Here is a 19,748-nt window from a genome sequence, read left to right as displayed (position 1 = left end):
CGTCGCCCGTCATTTCGAAACGGTCCGGTTCAGAGCAGGCTGTCGATGAGCGCCGACATGGTTTCAACCGGCATGTCTCCAGAGTAGCGCTTGCCATTGATGAGGAAAGTCGGCGTGGCGTTGACGCCGAAATCCTTGGAACCTCTTTCCCGCGTGGCGTTCACTTCATCCAGAAGCTTCTGGTTCGTCAAGCATTTCGTGAAGCTATCCTCAGTAAATCCGGCAAGCTTCGACATCTGCAGCAGTGCGGCCCGGCCATCGTCGGCGGCAGCCCAGACCTGCTGCTGCTTGAAGAGCATGGAGACCATCGGGAAATACTGTTCCGGCGTGCTCAACTGCTCCGGATTGGAAGCGCTGCAGCGGGCAAGCATGAAGGCGGCGGCGGCGCGCGGATCGAAGGGGAATTCCCGGATGATGAACTGCACCTTGCCGCTGTCGACATACTTCTGCTTGATGGCGTCGAAGGTAGTGTTGTGGAAATGAGCGCAATGCGGGCAGGTCATCGACATGTATTCGACGATCTTGACCGGGGCGTCAGCCTTGCCGAGCGCCATTTCCGGCAGCGCGCCGGGCTTCAGCACCTCAGCCATGTCGACATCGCCATCGGGCTTCGGGATTTCGGTCGAAGACGTCGCCGCCGTCTGGATGGTGTCGACATTGGTGCCGTCAGCCATGGTCTTGCCGGAGGACGAAGCATCGGCAGCGTCCCTGCTGTCGTTGCAGGCGACAAGCGCTGCGGCAGCTGCGGCGATGGCGATACCACCGAGAAGGCGGCGTTTCGTCAGTTGCATTTCGGACATCTGCATGGGTTCCCCATAACTAATGAGAGTGACGGCATGACTGTGCGATATAACGGCTTGCGGCCACTCACAAGCCACGCTTCGCCAACTTCCTTCAAAGAATTGTGACCGTGGGAAGACGACTGACCAAAAATTGCAGGATTGGAGGTTTTGCCGATTTCACCGGCAGACATCGCGGCCGCTGGGGTACGTGGAGAAAAGCCGATCAGGCAGGCTGTGTGGAGTCTTGGGTTTCAGGCGGTCGGGGAACGATCGACGGCCTGATCTTTGTATCTCGAACCAAAGTCCGGCGCTTCTGTTGTCGCGCCGGACTTCGAAGTCTACCTGATCATTTGCATTCGGGGTCGTCGCCGAAGCCCTTGCAGAAGAACTCGGCGGCATTTTCCTTGGTGATCATCTTCGACGCGATCTCGATTTCCATCGAGCCGTCGTCCTTCTTCGTCAAGGTTCCGAGCTTTTCCAGCGCTGCCGTGTCGTTGGTGGCAAGCGCGTGCGCGGCAATGACGCCTTCAGGCGCGACGGTGGAATAGGTGAAGGTCGCGGTCAGATCGCCCTTGGCAACGGCACGGATGGCGGCATTCTCGCCGTCGATGCCGATGATGAGGATGCCTTCCTTGTCACGGCCGGCAGCCTGGATCGCCCGCAGCGCACCAAACGCCATATTGTCGTTATGGGCATAAACGGCCTGGATTTGCCCGGCCGGGAAACGCTGAAGCGTGTCTTCCATGAACTTCAACGCCTTTTCCTGGTCCCAGTCGGCGTGGGTTTCGGCGATCACCTTTATCTCGGTGCCGGCGATGGCTTCGGCAAAACCTTCATGGCGCTCAACCGCGGGAGCGACAGCCGGGTCGCCCTTGATCTCGACGACATTGCCCTTGCCTTTCAGCGCCTCGGCGATGTACTTGCCGGCCAGCGTACCGATGGGTTTGTTGTGCGGGCCGACATGCAGCGTAACCGGAATATCGAGACTGCGCTCGAGCGTGATTACCGGAATGCCGGCGGCCAGCACCTGCTTGACGGTCGGAGCGATCGCGGCGCCATCCTGAGCCGAGATCATCAGAACCTTCATGCCTTGTACCATCAGGCTTTCGACATCCGAAATCTGCTTTGCTGACTTGCCTTCCGCGTTGGTGACGATCAGATCGACATCCTTGAAGTGCTCCGCGGCATAGGCTTGGTTGCGTTTGGTCATCGTGTTGCGATGGGCCGAGTTCGAACTCGCCTGCGAGAAGCCGATGACGATCTTGTCCGCGCTGAAGGCGGGAGCCGCCGTCAGGACGGTGGCGAGCCCGGCGGAGATAATGAGCATGCGTCTAGTCATGTTGAGCATTTTAAGTCCTCCCTCTGTTGAACACGCTATTTGCGTGGTTTTCTTCCGGCTTCGAGCAGCACGGCAAGAACGATGATCCCGCCCTTCACCACCTGTTGAGAGAATGGTGAAACGCCTGCGAGATTGAGAATGTTTGCGATGATGGCCAGCACCATGGCGCCCCCCATCGTGCCGAGAACCGTGCCTTCGCCGCCGAACAGCGACGTGCCGCCGATGACCGCGATCGTGATCGCTTCCAGTTCGAGGCCGAGGCCGGAGTTCGGGTCGCCGACGGAAAGGCGGGACAGGAAAATCAGGCCGGAAAGTGCTGCCAACACGCCACAAATGATGTAGACGCTGAAGATGACGAGCGGCACATTGATACCGGAGAGCCTGGCTGCCTCCTCATTGCTGCCGACCGCATAGATGGCGCGGCCGAACGGCGTGAAGCTGAGCACGACGGCCGCGATGATGCAGACGATCGCGAAGACGTAGATCGGTGTCGGCACACCCAGCATGTAACCGCCGCCGAGCAAGAAGAAGCTTTCGGCGAGCTTGCCGGGATTGACGGTCCCACCATCGGCGATCATCAGCGCGAATCCGCGCACCATCACCATGCAGCCGAGCGTCATGATGAAGGCCGGAATACGGAAATAGGAAACGCCGAAGCCGTTGACGCAGCCGACGAGGGCGCCAATGGAGAGACAGATCAACACCATCAGGGGGATGGGCACGCCCTGTTCCATCAGGACCGCGCCGGTGACGCCGACCAGCGCGACGATCGAGCCCACCGAAAGATCGATCCCTTTGGTCAGGATCACGAATGTCATGCCGATGCCGAGGATCCCATAGAGCGCGACCTGCCTCAGGACGTTCAGGACATTGATGGGATTGAGAAAATGAGGAGAGATCAGCGAGGCGGCGATGATCAGTACGATCAGAGCACCGGCAAGACCCGTTCCTCGCGGAAGATTTTTCATGGTAGTCCCCTCATTAATGTAGTGCCGCGAAGTGCATGACTTGTTCTTCGGTTGCGGTGCGTGCGTCGAGTTCCGCCGTGACTTCGCCCTCTCTCAAAACGTAGAGCCGGTCGCACAGGCCGAGGATTTCCGGCAATTCGGAAGAGGCGATGACGATCGCCAGTCCGCGGGCTTCCGCCAGTTCGACCAGCAGGTCGTAGATCTCGCGCTTGGCCCCGACATCGACACCGCGTGTCGGCTCGTCGGCCAGCAGGATCTCGCACCCGGCGCTGACGAGCCTCGCCAGCACACATTTCTGCTGATTGCCGCCCGAAAGGTTCTGCGTCGCCGCTGCGGCGTTCGGCGTCCTGATCCGCAGCCGCTCGATCAGACCGCTCACTATCTTGCGTTCGCGGCGAAGGGACAGAAGCCCGAAACGGACGATCTGCGCGAGGCTGGCCGACATGATGTTGAAGCCGACGCTCTGAATCAGGAAGAGGCCCTCTGTCTTGCGGTCTTCCGGCACGAGACCGAGCCCCTTGGTGATACCGGCGCGCGGCGAACCGATGCTCGCCATCGCGCCGTTGATGCTGACCTCGCCGGCACCACGCGGGTCAGCGCCGTAGATGGCGCGCAGAAGCTCCGTGCGGCCAGCGCCTGCCAGCCCGAAAAGACCGACGATCTCGCCCTTTCGAACATGGATGCTGACGTTTTTGAGCAGCGCTGGCGTCGAGATACCCTTGGCGGACAGGGCTTCCTCGCCGATCCGGGGTGCGCGCTTGGGAAAGACGTCGCCCACTTCCCTTCCCACCATGCTGCGAATGAGGTCGTTCGTCGTCAGGCCATTGGAGGGTCCGTTGTGGATGACCGTGCCGTCGCGCAGAATGGTGACCGTGTCGCTCAGTTCGAAAACTTCGCGCAGGCGATGCGAAATATAGACGAAGGCAACGCCGCTCTCGCGCGCCAGTTGCCGGACGACCCGGAACAGCTGGTCGATCTCTGCCTGCGCCAACACAGCCGACGGTTCGTCGAGAACGATGATTTTCGCATCGCGCGCCAGCGCCTTGGCAATCTCCACCATCTGGCGCTTGGCAACGGAGAGTGTTCCGATCCGAGCGGTTGGATCGACATCGAAACCGAGCCGGTCGACAACCTCGATGGTCCGGCGCTTTGCTTCGCCCCAGTCGATCAGGGCACCTTTGCGTGGCAACCTCCCCATCAGAACGTTTTCAGCGACGGTCAGGTGCGGCGCCTGCGCCAGTTCCTGATAGATGACCGCGACGCCGCGCGCGATCATCCCGGCCGGCGTCGGATCGAGAACCTGTTCGCCAAAAAGCTCGATGCGCCCCTCGTCGGCCGAATAGGCGCCTGAAAGGATCTTCATCAACGTCGATTTTCCGGCTCCGTTCTCCCCCACCAACGCCCTGATTTCTCCGGGCTGCAGAGAAAACGACACGCCCTTGAGCGCGCGCACGCCCGGAAATGATTTGGTGATCCCCGCGAGAGCCAGTGCCGACGTCATTTCAATGCCCTCCGCAGCCGCAAGAGCGGCGAATTACCAGTTTTGCCGGCAGGCGGACCTGCCGCGCATTCGCGGTGCTCGATTTGATCCGCCTGGACAGCATTTCCGCAGCCTGCATGCCGATCATCTCGCTCGGCTGCGCCATGACGGTCAGCCGCGGCTCGAAGCAGTCGGCCCAGTCGAAATCGTCAAAGCCGATCAGCGCCAGATCCTCGGAGATGCGCAATCCAAGGTCGCGGACCGCGCGCATGACGCCGATGGTGGCCAGATTGTTGCCCGAGGCAATCGCCGTCGGTCGGTCCGACCGACTTAAGATCTCAAGCGCCGATTGGCGGGCATCCGCGCTGTTCGCATTGCCTTCACTCATCAAACTGCGATCGATCTCGAGCCCGTGCTTGCGCATGGCGCCGACATATCCGCGTACGCGTTCGATCGTGGAGCGCAGCCCCGGCTCACCGGCGATGAGGCCGATGCGGCGATGACCGTGGCCCGCAAGGTGGTCGATCAGCGTTTCCATCGCTGCCTCGTTGTCCAGGCAGACCCCGTCCGCATCCTCGACCGTCAGACGGTCGACGAGCACGAAGGGCATGCGAGACGATTTGAGATAGTCGATGGCGCGGTTTTCCGGATCACTGGACGGAGCCAGAATCACCCCATCCACACGCCGCTGGACCAGTTCGCGGACCAGCTTCAGCTCGGTCGCCGGATCGTTCTGCGTATCGCAGAGAAAAACGAGCTGCCCGATGGCGGCGCAGGCCCGTTCGATAGAGGAGACGATGTCGTTGAAATAGTAGTTGGTGCTGATCGAAATCGCGATCCCCACGGCATCGGTCGAGGATCGCACCAGTGAGCGGGCCACGGCGTTCGGCACGAATCCGAGATTTTTGATCGCCTCTTTGACGAGCGCTGCCGTCGCCTCGTTCACATGCCGCGTGCCGTTGATGACGTGCGAAACGGTGGAGACCGACACGCCGGCGGCGCGTGCGACGTCAGTGATTGTCGCCATGATTGCAGACCTCCCTCATCACGCCTGATGCGCAGCTTCAGACTGTCGCCCCGGCGTCTTCCCCCAATCAAAATCGGAATGTTCAACCGATCCCAAACAAGCCGCAGCCCGTGGCTCGCTTGCTGTCCATTTCATCCTCCAATGAAACGGCAATAGGCAGCGTATGGTCATCGAAACGTTTGCGCAAGCGTTTTCTTCGCCGATTTATGGTGATATACGAGTCCAAAGGGAGGAACGAACATGGCATTGAAAAATATTCCCGGGATTCTTTGCCCAGATCTTTTGTGGATATTGAGCGCGATGGGCCATGGCGACGAGATCGCCATCGTCGACAAGAATTTCTCGGCCTGCCGCGTGTCGAAAAAGACCGTCAGCGGCAAACTTGTGTCGATGAATGCGGCCAGCGCCACAGACGCTATAGAAGCGATCCTGGCGGTCATGCCACTTGATCACTTCGTCGAGCAGCCGCTCATGCATATGGAGGATCCGGATCAGGCCGGGATATTGCTACCGGTTCATGCGGATGTGGAATTGCTTTGCTCGACGGCGGAAAAGCGCCGCATCAGGAGCAAGCCCATCGAGCGTTTCGCCTACTATCCGATGGCTGAATCCTGCTTTGCGGTAGTTCAAGCAGGGGAGATACGGCCCTATGGCAACTTCATCTTGAAGAAAGGCGTCGTTTAGCGGCGGTCCTGAACATCAGCGTTGATTTCCACGCTTGCCCATCACCGCGGTTCCTAAACGCTGGATTGCCTGGCGCAGTTTGTCGCCCTCGATGCCTTCCATCATGCCTTCGAGCTTGCGGGCGGCCTCGCCCTTCAGCGGCGCGGGAGCACGGGAGCGTCGCACGGCCTGGGAGACCGGCTTCTGGACGATTCGGATCTGGTGGACGGCGGCAAAGCCGAAGAAGCTGTTGATGCGCTGAATCAGTTCGCCCTGGGCATGGGTGAGGAAGAGCGCGCGCGCGCCTTCGCAGGCAATGGTCAGCACGCCCGGGCGGAAACTACCCTCATCGCCGCCGCGTGCCCAGGCGATCTTTTCGGGCCGGGTGCAATCGGCGAAATCCTCGCCGGCGATTTCGCTCCATGAGCCGAGCAGCGCGGTGTTGATGCCGGCGCGCCTGGCAAGGACAGGATCGATGAGCCGGTTCGCCAGCTCGGAAATCTGCTTCACATCTTTGCGTGGATAACTCATCGAAAACCTTGGGCGCCGCCGCGAATTGGCGCGGCCGACTTGATCGCGCGGCATTGCTTCGCCAAGTATAGAGCCTTCCCCCCATCGCGGCAAATCATGACGATCACCACACTCGACACGCCTTCAGCAACGCCCCTTCTCGACTGGTACGATCGCCACCACCGCGACCTGCCCTGGCGTGTGACGCCGGGCATGGCAGCGCGCGGCGTCAAGGCCGATCCCTATCACATCTGGCTTTCGGAAGTGATGCTGCAACAGACGACGGTGCAGGCGGTCAAACCTTATTTCGCGCGTTTTCTTGAGCGCTGGCCCGAGGTGACCGATCTTGCCGCGGCCGAGAACGACGCTGTTATGGCCGCCTGGGCAGGCCTTGGCTATTATGCGCGGGCCCGCAACCTGAAGAAATGCGCCGAAGCGGTGGCGAAAGAGCATGGCGGCATCTTTCCCGACACTGAAGAAGGCCTCAGATCCCTGCCCGGCATCGGCGACTATACGGCCGCCGCCGTCGCCGCCATCGCCTTCAACCGGCAGGCGGCTGTCATGGACGGCAATGTCGAGCGGGTGATTTCCAGGCTTTACGCGATCGCGACCCCACTTCCGGCCGCCAAACCGATGATGAAGGAGAAGGTGGCGCTCATGACGCCGGCCGCGCGGCCCGGCGATTTCGCCCAGGCGATGATGGATCTCGGTGCCACGATCTGCACACCGAAGCGGCCGGCCTGTTCGCTCTGTCCGTTCCGGGATGCCTGCAAGGCGCTCAAGCTTTCCGATCCCGAGTTCTTTCCGGTCAAGGCGGCAAAGAAGGAGAAGCCGGTGCGCTATGGGGCAGCTTTCATCGCGGTGACCGATGATGGCGAGATCCTGTTGCGGCAGCGCGTCGCGAGCGGCCTGCTCGGCGGCATGACCGAGGTGCCGACGACGGCGTGGACGGCGCGCACCGACGGCGAAACCTCGGCTGAAGCCGCTCCCTTCGATGCCGCCTGGCAGGCTTGCGGCACCGTCATCCATGTCTTCACCCATTTCGAGCTCAGGCTTTCGATCTGGCGCGCGGCGATCGCCGCCAAGGTCGGCACGAATGACGGATGGTGGGAACCGGTTACAAATCTTGAAGCGCAGGCCTTGCCGACCGTCATGAAAAAAGCGATCGCAACGGCTATTCCTCTCGCGTTCAAAACATCCAAAGGATGACCATGACGACCGACATACAGCATATCGTTTTTGATATCGGCAAAGTCCTTATTCATTACGATCCGCATCTTCCCTTCACCCGCCTCATCCCTGATGAGACCGAGCGCAATTGGTTCTTCGCCAACATCTGCACCCACGACTGGAACATCGAGCAGGACCGCGGCCGCACCTGGGCGGAGGCCGAAGCGCTGCTGATCGAAGCGCACCCTGCCCGCGAAGAGCATATCCGCGCCTTCCGCAAATATTGGCACGAGATGGTGCCGCATGCCTATGAGGACAGCGTTGCCATCATGGAAAGGCTGATCGCCGAGGGCCGCGACGTGACGATGCTTACCAACTTCGCCTCCGATACTTTCCGCGAGGCGCAGCAACGCTTTCCCTTCCTGACCAAGCCGCGCGGCGTCACCGTTTCCGGCGATGTCGGCCTGATCAAGCCGGATATCGCGATCTACGAGACGCATACGAAAACATTCGGCCTCGATCCGGCCGCGACGATCTTCATCGATGACGCACCGGCCAATGTCGAAGGCGCCAAGGCTGCCGGCTGGAATGCGGTGCTGTTTTCGGGCGCGGAGAAGCTGCGCAGCGATCTCACGGCTTACGGATTGAAGGTCTGAGACCCATGGCTTTCGACCCCGCTGAAGAAATCGAACGCTTTCATGCCGCGATCAACGCCCTCGATTTTCCCGCGATCGAGGCCTATTTCGCCGAGGACGCGACCTACGTCTCGAACGGCGTCGGCAGCCTTGCCGGCCGCGACGAAATCATGGCCGCCTTCCGGAAATATTTCGACGACTATCCCGATCAGACTGCGGAAAATTCGTTGGTGGAAAGGCTGACGGCCCAATCCGGCCGCGCGGTCTGGTCGCTTCGCGCCACCCACAGCCAGACCGGCAAGCCGCTGATCCGCGAAGGCGAGGAGACGATCACCTTCAATGCGGAAGGCCGCATCACACGGGTCGACGTTACCGACTATCAGGACTTTTGAAACAGGGTTTCTGAATAGAGGACGCCCGGAGCTCGAACTCCGGGCGCCTTGGCCTTCTCCCGCAACTGGAGGGAAATCGGAAGAAGGTATTTCGATCTGTCAGAGGCGCTGCTCACTCCACCTTTGCCAGATCACTGCGGATGACGGACCTGAGATCGTCGATCGGGCGCAGGGACTGCCCGTCTTCGAAGTGCCAGAAAGTCCATCCGTTGCATGCATCGAGGCCCTGCACCTTGGCGCCGAGACGATGAATGGAGCCGGCCTCGCCGCCTGACGCTACTGTGCCGTCGGCGCGCACGATGGCGCTATAGCGGCGCTTGGCGTCGGTCAGAACCTGGCCGGGCTTGATCAGACCACTTTCGACAAGCACGTTGAAGGCGACGCGGACTTCGGCCTTCTTGCCGGTCATGACGGTCAGTTCCGCCTTGCCGAGCGGCTCGACGGCGGCGATGCGGGCCGAGGCCGCATCGATATAATCCTGCTCGCGCTCGATGCCGACGAAGTGACGGCCGAGACGCTTGGCGACGGCGCCCGTCGTTCCCGAGCCGAAGAATGGGTCGAGCACAATATCGCCGGGTTTCGTCGAGGCCATGATGACGCGGGCAAGCAGCGCTTCCGGCTTCTGCGTCGGATGCACCTTCTTGCCGTCCTCGCCCTTCAGCCGCTCACCGCCGCTGCAGATCGGGAAGAGCCAGTCGGAGCGCATCTGCACGTCGTCATTGGCGGCCTTCATCGCATCGTAATTGAAGGTATAACCCTTCGCCTTGGCGTTGGGGCTTGCCCAGATCATCGTCTCATGGGCGTTCTGGAAGCGGCGCCCCTTGAAATTCGGCATCGGATTGGTCTTGCGCCAGATGATGTCGTTGAGGATCCAGAAATTCAGATCCTGCAGCGTGGCGCCGACGCGGAAGATATTGTGGTAGGAGCCGATCACCCAGATCGAACCGGTCGGCTTCAGGACACGACGGCAGGCCAGCAGCCAGGCGCGGGTGAAGGCATCATAAGCCTCGAAGGATGCGAACTGGTCCCATTCGTCGTCGACGGCATCGACCAGCGACTGATCCGGGCGATGCAGCGTTCCGCCGAGCTGGAGGTTATACGGCGGATCGGCAAAGATGACATCGACGGAGTGGCTGGGCAAAGCTTCAAGGGCGCTGACGCAATCGCCCTTGATGATGGTGTCAACCCAGGAGCCCGGCCGGGAATCCGACTTGACGGAAGCCTTGAGGTCGGCAAGCGGAAAAACTGATGCCATTCTGATACTCACTCATACGCTCTACGCTTAACTGTCCGTTATGGTTACGCAACTTAGTTACCAAAGCCTGAAGCGGTGGCCGATTTCGGGAATTTATTCGGTCACCGCTGCCAGAAAACATCAGGCCGCATCGTGAACCTTGCGGCTGTCCGCCGGCGCTTCCTCTCGCTCGAACATGCCGTAATCGCGGACGACACTGGCGATCCGCAGGCGATAATCGGCGAAGATGCCGCCGCGTCCGGCCTGTTGCGCTGCCCGATGGGCCTGCCGGTTTCGCCATACCTTGACGGCATCCTCGTCACGGAAGAAGGAAAGTGACAGAAGCTTGCCGCGGTTCGTCAGGCTTTCAAAACGCTCGATCGAAATGAAGCCGTCGATCTTTTCGAGCTCGGCGCGCAACTCGCCGGCGAGATCCAAATATTTGTGACGTTCTCCCACAGAGGGAACGACTTCGAAGATGACGGCGATCATGGCAACACCAGCTTTGCGTGAGGGGCGGAGACGTTTTTGAGAAAGAAGCGATCCTCCTTTAGGATGAAACGCTCGCGCCTGGCGAATTCGTAATTCTCTCGGCCGAGCGGGTCGGAAGCCAGCCGGGCGCGATAGGCCTCGTAGCTGGCGAGGCTTTCGATAGTGTAGACGCCGTAGGCGGTCGTTGCCGATCCCTCATGCGGGCCAAAATAGCCGATCAGGTCCGCGCCGTTTTGCGGAATCGCCTGGCCCCAGTTGCGGGCATATTCGGCGAAAGCCTCTTTCTTGAAGGGATCGATCTCATAGCGGATGAAGCAGGTAATCATGGTGTTCTCCTTTACTGCCCACCCGTTTTCGCACATTGCCCGACGGCGATGCTTCGGTTACGATCGAACTATGAAGGAAGGTCCTGACATTGCGCAGATCGGCGCGCTCATCGGCGATCCCGCCCGCGCCAACATGCTGGCGGCACTCACCGGCGGCCGGGCGCTGACGGCGACCGAGCTTGCCGGCGTCGGCGGCATCACCGTGCAGACGGCAAGCACCCATCTTGCCAAGCTGGAAGCCGGCGGGCTGCTTACCCAGCGCAAGCAGGGACGGCATCGTTATTTCACGCTCGCCGACGAGGCCGTCGCCCGGCTGATCGAAAGCATGATGGGCTTTGCCGCCGGGCGCGGGCATTTGCGCCACCGGCCGGGACCGAAGGAGCCGGCGCTGCGCAAGGCGCGCATCTGCTACGATCACCTTGCCGGCGATTACGGCGTACGCATGCTCGACAGCCTGATTGCCTCCGGCTCTATCGAGGCGGTCGGCGAAGGCCTGGCGCTGACGGAAAAGGGCGAGAGCGATCTCAAATGCATCGGCATCGACGTCGGCACGCTCCGTTCGTCGCGGCGGCCGCTCTGCCGCTCCTGTCTCGACTGGAGCGAAAGGCGAGCGCATCTTGCCGGCAGTCTCGGCAAGGCTTTGCTATCAAACTTCCTCGACAAAGGCTGGGCGCGGCGCACGGCCGAAAGCCGCTCCGTCATCTTCTCGCCGGAAGGCGACCGGCAGTTTTTGAGGCTTTTTCCGGTCGACGCGTAGGTTATTGCGGGGATGTCGCGCCGTCGTGGACGAAGGCGCATTTCCCCGTCTCGGTAACAGGCGCACCTGCTGCCAGACCGCGTTCTATCGGCGCTCGCGAGCTATCGGCGGCTTGCCTCTAGCAGCCTTTCTTCCTCATCTTCCGTTCGATCTTGGCTCTCTTGTCGGGCCCATCCCCGGCATGCTTTCCGCCGGTCAGCCCATGATCCATCATCGCCTGCAACTGCGCACAGCTTCGGTGGTGGTTGCCCTTGGCGATGACGTCGGTGGATGTGAAGGTAAACAACAGTACTACGGCCGCCGCCGGTCGGACAACAGCTGAAAGCCCCATGGTCCCTCTCCTTGAGCACATGAATGCTACGCCCGAGACCATGAAGCAGCAATGTGCCTCGACGATGCGCCGGCACTCATCGCGCAAGTCTATCATTCTATCGGCATCGATGTCGGGGACTAAATCGTCGCACCGGCATCCGCGAGCCACAAAGAGCTCAACCTTTCATCGAAAATGAAAAATCCACCACAACCTTTTGTTTTCGTGCCACTAAGCGACATGGCACTGAGAAATAATTAAGCATGTTTCGATACTCTCAAGTTCTAAATTAACGTGAGAGTCCCGCTATGGCGTCGATCCAGCATAAAATCATCTTTGCAAGCATCGCGATTTTCGGCTTGGCAGCCGGCGCCACAGGCGTCGGCATCTGGTCCGCGGCCGCCCTCTCCGCAAACAGCGCCGATGTCGCCCAGTCAGCGCAAATTCTGCGCAACCATATGCAGGCAGATATGATGCATGACGCGCTGCGCGCCGACGTGCTCGCTTCAATGCTGTCCTCCAATCCGGCGGCAGGTATAGAAGCTGCAGCGGTGAAGGCGGATCTGGTGGAGCACGAGGCGTCGTTCCGGGAGATGATTGACGCCAACAAGGCCCTGGCCACAGACGAAAAGACCAAGGCGATCCTTGCCAACGTCGAACGTCCGCTCATTGTCTATATTGAAAGCGCCACGAAGATTGTCGATCTCGCCAGCAAGGATCCATCGGCGGCTTTGAAGGCGTTGCCCGAATTCATGCAGCAGTTCTCCGTCTTGGAAACGGCTATGGAACAGGCCGGGGATCAGATCACGGCTGCGTCGGACGAGATTTCCAAACGCAGCACTGAAATCAAAGCTTCGGTCGATATCATTCTGAAAGCACTTCTGGCCTTGGCCGCGATCTTCGCCATCGGTCTTTATTTCTTGACCCGTAAGACAGTAACCAAGCCCATCCTTGTGCTTTCAAACGACATGCAACGGCTTGCCGGCGGTGACACCGCGATTGCCTGCACAGGGATTGGCCGCACCGATGAAATCGGAACGATGGCATCGGCTGTCGAAATCTTCCGCCAGGCGGCGATTGCCAACAAGCAGCTTGAGCAAGACGCCGAGGCAGCCCGATTGCAGGGCGAAGCCGAGCGGGTCACGGCCCGCAAGCAGGCTGACGACAATGCCACCGAACGGTTACGGGCGGCGACATCAGGCCTCGCCGCCGGCCTGAAGCGGCTTGCATCAGGCGATCTCGCATTCCAGATCGAAGAACCCTTCGCGCCCGATTTCGAGGGCCTCCGGCATGATTTCAACATGTCGATCAGGCAGCTCGATCAGACGCTCGGCGCTATCGCCACCGCCATTGCCGCGATCGAAGAAGGCACCAGGGAAATCGCGTCCGGCGCCGGCGATCTGTCAAAGCGCACCGAACAGCAAGCAGCCTCGCTCGAAGAAACCGCCGCAGCGCTTGACCAGATCACCGCCAATGTGTCGAACTCCAGCAAGCGGACTGATGAGGCCCGAACGGAGGCGACCGACGCCAATCGCAATGCCGCCAAGTCTGCCGAGGTTGTCTCGCATGCCGAAGAAGCCATGCGCCGCATCGAGAGTTCGTCCCAGCAGATCTCCAGCATTATCGGCGTGATCGATGAGATCGCGTTCCAGACCAATCTGCTCGCGCTGAACGCCGGCGTCGAAGCCGCTCGCGCCGGAGAGGCGGGCAAGGGCTTTGCCGTGGTCGCCCAGGAAGTACGCGAACTTGCCCAGCGATCGGCTCAGGCGGCCAAGGAAATTAAAGGCCACATCCAGAAATCGTCGCAGGAAGTGGAAAGTGGCGTCAAGCTGGTCCTCGATACGAGCGAGGTCCTGAACGCGATCAGCGAACAGATCGCCCGCATCAATCAGCACATAGATGCAATCGCCATCTCGGCGCGGGAACAGTCGACCGGGCTTGCCGAAGTCAATTCCGCCGTCAACTCCATGGACCAGGTGACCCAGCAGAATGCGGCAATGGTCGAGCAGTCGACCGCGGCGTCCGTCAGTCTCGCCCAGGAGGCTGCCACGCTTCGTGAACTCGTCTCTCGGTTCAAGCTCGGCGCGGCGCCTTCAACCCACTCTGCGGCGGCACGACGGAACGGGCGGATGGCGGCCTGACGGCTTCTCCAACGACAAGATCAGTGGATCCGGTCTGCAGCCCATCGTAGGCCGCATCGCAGCCATGCTTGAGATCAGGTTGAGCTTTGGGCGGCCATCGTGTAAAGCCGCAGCATTCCCGGACAAGACCAGACTCCCAGCAAGGCGTGAACACATGAACGGCTTCGACCTCATCATCTTCGACTGCGACGGCGTTCTCGTCGATTCCGAAATCATCGCCGCGGAAGTCGAATCCGCGCTTCTGACGGAAGCCGGATATCCGATCGGCGTCGAAGAAATGGGTGAGCGTTTTGCCGGCATGACATGGCGCAACATCCTGCTCCAGATCGAGCGCGAGGCGAGCATCCCGCTTTCGGCGTCGCTGCTGGATAAGTCCGAAAAGCTGCTCGACGCCAGGCTGGCAAGCGACGTCAAAGGCATACCGGGCGTCGAATTCGCAGTCTCCCGGCTGCCAATGAAGCGCTGCATCTGCTCGAATTCGAGCACGAAACGGCTCGAGATGATGCTGACCAAGGTGGGCTTGAAGCCGCTGTTTGCGCCCAACATCTTCTCCGCCAAGGATCTCGGCCCCGACCGCGCCAAGCCGAAGCCCGACATCTTCCTGCATGGAGCGAGCCAGATGGGTGTGGCGCCTGACAAGACTATCGTGGTCGAGGATTCCGTGCACGGCGTGCATGCGGCGCGCGCCGCCGGCATGCGTGTCATCGGCTTCACCGGCGCCTCGCACAGCTACCCCGCCCATGCCGACAAATTGACGGATGCCGGCGCCGAAACGGTCATCTCGCGCATGAACGACCTGCCTGGCGTCGTCGCCGCGCTGGCGGCCTGGGAACAGGTTTTCTAAAGAAACTTGCGCTGAGCCTGCCGTCGTCAATGTCACGAATTACGGACATCAGGCCGTCGAGCCCTTGACCCCGTAAGTTATGCGTCTGAGCCGCGGAAAGCCGCTTCACCCGACCGCCAGCACTTCCCCATCGGCGGGTATCAGCAATCGGGAAGCAGGAATGCCCCGCGCCTCCGCCGCGCCACGCAAATCCTCACGGCCAATCGTTGCGTGATCGAGCGCTTCCATGTGGGTTGATATAACGAGGCTGGATGCGGCGATTTCGCAAACCGCGATCGTTTCCTCGGCATCCATGACAATGAGGTCGCCGTTCCACAACGCGCCGCAGGAATGGGTGATGATGATATCGGGACTCGTCGCGCGGATGACATCGGCAACCGGCGGATAGAGCACGGTGTCGCCAGCCCAGTAGATCGAAGGTTCGCCCGCTGCCTCAAGGCTGAAACCCATGACCGAGCCCATATCGTCGAGAACAGGACCAAGCCCGTGGCTGCCTTCGCGGCGCGTGAGCGTCAGACCTTCCCACATCATACTATCGATCAAGGGCCTAACCTCGGTGAACCCTGCGCCGCGAATTTGCGCTTCGTCGCCGGGCTGGCAGATAATCGGCAGGTGCTTCGGCACGAGCTCCATCGCCACCTCGTCGAAATGATCCTCGTGCAGGTGCGAAACGATCACCAGTTCGACGCCGGCGAGGATTTCATCGATGCCAAGGGGAAGCTCCACCAATGGGTTCGGCGAGCGTCCGGCAAAAGAAGGCTGGCTGTGCTTCGGAGCGAAATAAGGATCGACCAGCAGCGTGCGGCCGGCGTAGTCGAGCTTCAAGGTCGCATTTCGGATCAACTGAAGCTTCATTAGATTCTCCTGCGGCACTGTCCTGAGATGATCGTCGAGGGTCTAACATCACTCATCCGCGGTCCCAATCAAGAACCTGCCCGCGCGATCGAATGGTTCGACTGTCGCGCAGGCAATCTGAGAGAGGTCTCCGTATTTTAACGTGCAGAGATCGAAGCCGCGTTGCTCTAGCTGCTTTTCTTGCTCTTTGCAGGCTGAGTGTCGAAGCCAATATTGACACGCACCAGTGAGCCGGAGCCGACGGGCATCTTGATGCCGTCCTTGCGGAAGATCACCTGCGCACTCGTGGCGCCCTGCGGGATCTCGGTCGGGAATTTGGTGACTTCGGAATAAAGCACGTTGTCGCCGTCGACGACGGAGATGCGGATCGGCAGGGTCACCGAACCAGGCGCCCCGGCCGGGCCGGTGATGAGGCGCAGCTGGGCGACGACCGTCATCGTTAGGTTCGTGTCATTCAGCGTGCACTGGCGGGTGTAATCGCCGAAGGAAGCCTGGAAGACGATCTGCTGCGGATCATCCTTCTTGCCCTTGGCGTAGGTGCGGAAGATCGCATCCTGGTCGCGCATGAAAATCTGCGGGCAGGCGCCCTGGACGACGGGAGCGACGGTGCCCTGCGCGGTCGTGGCCGTGCCGATCGAAGGATTGTTCGAGGATGGATTGGCGGGCGCGAGCGGCATGATCTGGGCGGTGCCGTTCGGCTGCGTCGGCGCCGCCGACTTGCTGTCGCCGCCGATACCGAGCGAATTGCAACTAGAGAGCAGGGCAAGAAAAGATGCGGAAACGATGAGACGCGAGACCTTGCCGAGCACCATATTCCATCCCTTGTGCAAGCGTTTCTTGGAGGCCCATGTCTTTTTCACAGGGCCTTTCATGACGGTTTGCGATGGTCTATATCAGCGGCGCAAAGAAAAATCGATTGGGTAAGCACCGTTTTGATGCACTTTTCGACGCCGGACGCGGGCAACTTCAACAGGATACCCGCGATGCGCGCCTCAAAGGCGGCCTCTTCCCCGTTTCCGGCAGAACCCGGCCATGGTCGCGCCGAGCCGAACTTCCTCCAGCGATAAATCAAGGATGACGAACGTGGACTATATCTCGACCCGCGGCGAGGCCCCTTCCCTCGGCTTTTGCGACGCCCTGCTGACAGGGCTTGCGCGCGACGGCGGGCTCTACGTTCCCAGGAAATGGCCGAGCTTTTCCAAGAAGGAAATCCGCAGCCTGAGGGGCAAGACCTATCAGGAGATCGCCTTCAGCATCCTGTCGCCCTTCACCAATGGCGAGATCCCCGACGAGACTTTCCGCGCGATGATCGACGAGGCCTACGGCACCTTCCGTCATCCGGCGATCGCGCCGCTCGTCCAGACCGGGCCGAACAGCTTCGTGATGGAGCTCTTTCACGGCACGACGCTCGCCTTCAAGGACGTAGCGATGCAGCTGCTCGCACGGCTGATGGATTATGCGCTGGAAAAGCGCGGCGAGCGGGCGACGATCGTCGGCGCCACCTCGGGCGATACCGGCGGGGCGGCGATCGACGCATTCGCCGGGCGTGAGCGCACCGACATCTTCATTCTTTTCCCGCACGGCAAGGTCTCGCCGGTGCAGCAGCGGCAGATGACGACCTCAACGTCGGCGAATGTGCATGCGCTTGCCGTCGAGGGTAATTTCGACGACTGCCAGAACCTCGTCAAGGCGATGTTCAACGACGCAGCCTTCCGCGACAAGGTTCGCCTATCAGGTGTCAACTCGATCAACTGGGCGCGCATCATGGCCCAGATCGTCTATTATTTCACGGCGGCGGTCGCGCTCGGCGGACCGGACCGGAAGATCTCGTTCACCGTGCCCACAGGCAATTTCGGCGACATCTTCGCCGGCTACTGCGCCAAGCGCATGGGCCTGCCTATCGACCGGCTTGTGATCGCCACCAACGAGAACGACATCCTGACGCGGACGCTGAAGACCGGGCGCTACGACATGAAGGCGGTCAAGGCGACGAGTTCGCCTTCGATGGATATTCAGATCTCGTCGAACTTCGAACGCCTGCTTTTCGAAGCCTATGACCGCGACGCCTCGAAGGTACGCGCTGCGATGGAAAGCCTCAAGCAATCGGGCGGTTTCGAGATTGCGTCGGAAGCGCTGAAGGCGATTCGCCGCGACTTCCGCGCCGGGCGCGCCAGCGAAAAACAGGTGGCCGAGACGATCCGCAAGACCCATGCCGAGACCGGCTATCTCCTTGATCCGCATTCGGCGATCGGCGTCTTCGTCGCGGCCAAGAAAGAGAAACCGAATACGCCGATGGTGACGCTTTCGACCGCACATCCGGCGAAATTCCCCGTCGCCGTAAAATCCGCTTGCGGTATTGACCCGGCGCTTCCGACGTGGCTTGCTGATCTGATGGACAGGGAGGAGCGCTTCCAGATCGTCAAACCGGAGCTTAAAGCCGTAGAAACCTTTATCGGCAAGCATGCCCGCGGCGAGACGGCGGCAGGCGCAGAAAGATAGCCAATGACAGTTGAGTGCACCCGGCAGAAATCCGGGCTGACAGTAGTCACCGAGACCATGCCGCACCTTGAAAGCGTCGCGCTTGGAGTCTGGATCAAATCAGGGTCGCGTAACGAGACCGCAGACGAGCACGGCATCGCCCACCTGCTCGAACACATGGCCTTCAAGGGTACGGCGCGTCGCACGGCCCGCCAGATCGCCGAGGAGATCGAAGATGTGGGCGGCGAAGTCAATGCCGCAACTTCGACCGAGACGACGTCCTATTACGCCCGTGTGCTGAAGGACCACGTACCGCTCGCCGTCGACATCCTTGCCGATATCCTGACGGAATCGGCCTTCGAGGAGGACGAGCTGGAGCGCGAGAAACAGGTCATTCTGCAGGAGATCAACGCCGCCAACGACACACCCGACGACGTGGTGTTCGACCGGTTCTCCGAGGTTGCCTACCGCGACCAGACGCTCGGAAGGCCGATTCTCGGCACGCCGGAAACCGTCGTCTCCTTCACGCCGCAGCAAATCCGCACCTATCTCGGCCGCAACTACACGACCGACCGCATGTTCGTGGTTGCGACCGGCGCCGTCGAGCACGAAGAATTCCTGCGCATGGTCGAGGATCGTTTCGCGAGCCTGCCGACCCAGCCGTCGGCCCCGCCTGTCATGGAAGCGGCGCGTTATATCGGCGGCAGCGTGCGCGAACCGCGCGACCTGATGGATGCGCAGATCCTGCTCGGCTTCGAGGGCAAGCCCTACCATGCCCGCGATTTCTACTGCTCGCAGATCCTCGCCAATATCCTCGGTGGCGGCATGTCCTCGCGGCTCTTCCAGGAAGTGCGCGAGTTCCGCGGCCTCTGTTATTCCGTCTATGCCTTCCACTGGGGCTTTTCCGACACCGGCATTTTCGGCATCCATGCCGCGACCGGCGGCGAAAACCTGCCGGAGCTGGTGCCTGTCATCATTGACGAGCTGCACAAATCCGCCGATGCGATCCACCAGAAGGAAATCGAGCGTGCCCGCGCCCAGATCCGCGCCCAGCTGCTGATGGGCCAGGAGAGCCCGGCCGCCCGCGCCGGCCAGATCGCCCGGCAGATGATGCTCTACGGCCGGCCGATCTCCAATCCGGAGATGATGGAGCGCCTGGAAGGCATTACCATCGAGCGGCTGACCGACCTCGCCGGCCGGCTGTTCTATGACACCGTGCCGACGCTTTCGGCGATCGGGCCGTTGGAGCAGCTCGCGCCGATGGAAGACATCACCGCCTCGCTTTCCGTCCCGGCGTCGAAGACGCTGCAGGCAAGCTGAGCTGACGTTCGTCCTGCCGGGAGCA

Annotated in this window: 22 protein-coding genes; 10 read left to right on the top strand and 12 right to left on the bottom strand. The window is 60.9% G+C overall.

The features are described 5' to 3' along the window. Window positions 1-29: 29 nt before the first annotated feature. The 5 genes from EFD55_RS07765 to EFD55_RS07745 all read right to left on the bottom strand — a co-directional run bounded on the left by EFD55_RS07765 (window position 30) and on the right by EFD55_RS07745 (window position 5,596). Window positions 30-800 (bottom strand): DsbA family protein, encoded by a 771-nt coding sequence (locus EFD55_RS07765; protein WP_376774089.1) that lies wholly within the window; start codon window positions 798-800, stop codon window positions 30-32. A 328-nt stretch (window positions 801-1,128) separates the two neighbouring features. Then, a complete protein-coding gene (locus tag EFD55_RS07760; RefSeq protein WP_125844022.1) occupies window positions 1,129-2,130 on the bottom strand; it encodes a substrate-binding domain-containing protein in 1,002 nt (333 codons plus the stop codon). 26 nt (window positions 2,131-2,156) lie between these two features. Beyond that, window positions 2,157-3,089, bottom strand: a complete 933-nt coding sequence (locus EFD55_RS07755) for an ABC transporter permease (RefSeq protein ID WP_125844021.1) — start codon at window positions 3,087-3,089, stop codon at window positions 2,157-2,159. A gap of 13 nt (window positions 3,090-3,102) precedes the next feature. Next, window positions 3,103-4,590 (bottom strand): sugar ABC transporter ATP-binding protein, encoded by a 1,488-nt coding sequence (locus EFD55_RS07750; protein WP_125844020.1) that lies wholly within the window; start codon window positions 4,588-4,590, stop codon window positions 3,103-3,105. A 1-nt stretch (window position 4,591) separates the two neighbouring features. Further along, complete coding sequence (locus EFD55_RS07745; RefSeq protein WP_125844019.1) at window positions 4,592-5,596, bottom strand: LacI family DNA-binding transcriptional regulator; 1,005 nt, start codon at window positions 5,594-5,596, stop codon at window positions 4,592-4,594. Window positions 5,597-5,836: 240 nt separating this feature from the next. On the opposite strand from EFD55_RS07745, the gene EFD55_RS07740 reads away from it, so the two are divergent. After that, window positions 5,837-6,280, top strand: coding sequence for an RbsD/FucU family protein (locus tag EFD55_RS07740; RefSeq protein WP_125844018.1), 444 nt, complete (start codon window positions 5,837-5,839; stop codon window positions 6,278-6,280). A 15-nt stretch (window positions 6,281-6,295) separates the two neighbouring features. On the opposite strand, the gene EFD55_RS07735 is transcribed toward EFD55_RS07740, so the two are convergent. Further along, window positions 6,296-6,790 carry a DUF721 domain-containing protein gene (locus EFD55_RS07735; protein WP_125844017.1) on the bottom strand — a complete coding sequence of 165 codons (495 nt, stop codon included), beginning with the start codon at window positions 6,788-6,790 and terminating at the stop codon, window positions 6,296-6,298. A gap of 96 nt (window positions 6,791-6,886) precedes the next feature. Between EFD55_RS07735 and mutY the strand changes: the two genes are divergently transcribed. From mutY to EFD55_RS07720, 3 genes are read left to right on the top strand one after another with little or no spacing between them, the layout of a single operon-like run. Beyond that, window positions 6,887-7,978, top strand: coding sequence for an A/G-specific adenine glycosylase (gene mutY / locus EFD55_RS07730; protein ID WP_125844016.1), 1,092 nt, complete (start codon window positions 6,887-6,889; stop codon window positions 7,976-7,978). A 2-nt stretch (window positions 7,979-7,980) separates the two neighbouring features. Beyond that, window positions 7,981-8,595 carry an HAD family hydrolase gene (locus tag EFD55_RS07725; protein WP_125844015.1) on the top strand — a complete coding sequence of 205 codons (615 nt, stop codon included), beginning with the start codon at window positions 7,981-7,983 and terminating at the stop codon, window positions 8,593-8,595. Between the two features lie 5 nt (window positions 8,596-8,600). Further along, on the top strand, window positions 8,601-8,966 hold the full coding sequence (locus tag EFD55_RS07720; protein WP_125844014.1) for a nuclear transport factor 2 family protein: 366 nt from the start codon (window positions 8,601-8,603) through the stop codon (window positions 8,964-8,966). 112 nt (window positions 8,967-9,078) lie between these two features. On the opposite strand, the gene EFD55_RS07715 is transcribed toward EFD55_RS07720, so the two are convergent. The 3 genes from EFD55_RS07715 to EFD55_RS07705 all read right to left on the bottom strand — a co-directional run bounded on the left by EFD55_RS07715 (window position 9,079) and on the right by EFD55_RS07705 (window position 11,018). Next, complete coding sequence (locus tag EFD55_RS07715; RefSeq protein ID WP_125844013.1) at window positions 9,079-10,221, bottom strand: site-specific DNA-methyltransferase; 1,143 nt, start codon at window positions 10,219-10,221, stop codon at window positions 9,079-9,081. A 120-nt stretch (window positions 10,222-10,341) separates the two neighbouring features. Then, complete coding sequence (locus tag EFD55_RS07710; RefSeq protein ID WP_125844012.1) at window positions 10,342-10,692, bottom strand: antibiotic biosynthesis monooxygenase family protein; 351 nt, start codon at window positions 10,690-10,692, stop codon at window positions 10,342-10,344. Continuing rightward, entirely contained in the window at window positions 10,689-11,018 is a 330-nt protein-coding gene (locus tag EFD55_RS07705) for an NIPSNAP family protein (RefSeq protein ID WP_125844011.1), read from the bottom strand. The genes EFD55_RS07710 and EFD55_RS07705 overlap by 4 nt, the downstream gene beginning before the upstream one ends. Before the next feature lie 70 nt (window positions 11,019-11,088). Between EFD55_RS07705 and EFD55_RS07700 the strand changes: the two genes are divergently transcribed. Then, window positions 11,089-11,775, top strand: a complete 687-nt coding sequence (locus EFD55_RS07700) for an ArsR/SmtB family transcription factor (RefSeq protein WP_125844010.1) — start codon at window positions 11,089-11,091, stop codon at window positions 11,773-11,775. Window positions 11,776-11,893: 118 nt separating this feature from the next. Here EFD55_RS07700 and EFD55_RS07695 read toward each other — a convergent pair whose 3' ends face one another. Then, window positions 11,894-12,106: a hypothetical protein gene (locus EFD55_RS07695; protein WP_125844009.1), complete on the bottom strand. Its 213-nt coding sequence runs from the start codon at window positions 12,104-12,106 to the stop codon at window positions 11,894-11,896. A 287-nt stretch (window positions 12,107-12,393) separates the two neighbouring features. Here EFD55_RS07695 and EFD55_RS07690 point away from each other — a divergent pair, with 287 nt between their 5' ends. Both EFD55_RS07690 and EFD55_RS07685 read left to right on the top strand, forming a co-directional pair. Then, complete coding sequence (locus EFD55_RS07690; RefSeq protein WP_125844008.1) at window positions 12,394-14,226, top strand: methyl-accepting chemotaxis protein; 1,833 nt, start codon at window positions 12,394-12,396, stop codon at window positions 14,224-14,226. Between the two features lie 154 nt (window positions 14,227-14,380). Continuing rightward, on the top strand, window positions 14,381-15,070 hold the full coding sequence (locus EFD55_RS07685; RefSeq protein WP_125844007.1) for an HAD family hydrolase: 690 nt from the start codon (window positions 14,381-14,383) through the stop codon (window positions 15,068-15,070). 105 nt (window positions 15,071-15,175) lie between these two features. Here the strand turns inward: EFD55_RS07685 and EFD55_RS07680 are convergent, their stop codons facing one another. Both EFD55_RS07680 and EFD55_RS07675 read right to left on the bottom strand, forming a co-directional pair. Next, the gene (locus EFD55_RS07680; RefSeq protein ID WP_125844006.1) at window positions 15,176-15,925 is read right to left on the bottom strand and encodes an MBL fold metallo-hydrolase; all 750 of its coding nucleotides are present in this window, start codon (window positions 15,923-15,925) and stop codon (window positions 15,176-15,178) included. 167 nt (window positions 15,926-16,092) lie between these two features. Beyond that, window positions 16,093-16,737, bottom strand: a complete 645-nt coding sequence (locus tag EFD55_RS07675; RefSeq protein WP_125844111.1) for a hypothetical protein — start codon at window positions 16,735-16,737, stop codon at window positions 16,093-16,095. Window positions 16,738-16,808: 71 nt separating this feature from the next. On the opposite strand from EFD55_RS07675, the gene EFD55_RS33070 reads away from it, so the two are divergent. Genes EFD55_RS33070 through EFD55_RS07665 form a run of 3 tightly spaced genes read left to right on the top strand, consistent with a single transcriptional unit; the run spans window position 16,809 to window position 19,723 of the window. Further along, on the top strand, window positions 16,809-17,003 hold the full coding sequence (locus EFD55_RS33070) for a hypothetical protein (protein ID WP_164737534.1): 195 nt from the start codon (window positions 16,809-16,811) through the stop codon (window positions 17,001-17,003). Beyond that, on the top strand, window positions 17,000-18,424 hold the full coding sequence (gene thrC, locus EFD55_RS07670) for a threonine synthase (RefSeq protein ID WP_125844005.1): 1,425 nt from the start codon (window positions 17,000-17,002) through the stop codon (window positions 18,422-18,424). Before EFD55_RS33070 ends, thrC begins: the two co-directional genes overlap by 4 nt. A 3-nt stretch (window positions 18,425-18,427) precedes the next feature. Continuing rightward, window positions 18,428-19,723 carry a M16 family metallopeptidase gene (locus tag EFD55_RS07665; protein ID WP_125844004.1) on the top strand — a complete coding sequence of 432 codons (1,296 nt, stop codon included), beginning with the start codon at window positions 18,428-18,430 and terminating at the stop codon, window positions 19,721-19,723. The last annotated feature ends 25 nt before the right edge of the window (window positions 19,724-19,748 follow it).

Source organism: Rhizobium pisi, assembly GCF_003938655.1.
GTDB classification, from domain to species: domain Bacteria; phylum Pseudomonadota; class Alphaproteobacteria; order Rhizobiales; family Rhizobiaceae; genus Rhizobium; species Rhizobium pisi.
The sequence above is the reverse complement of the archived record's forward strand: the minus strand, read 5'-3'. Positions and strand labels throughout refer to the sequence as shown.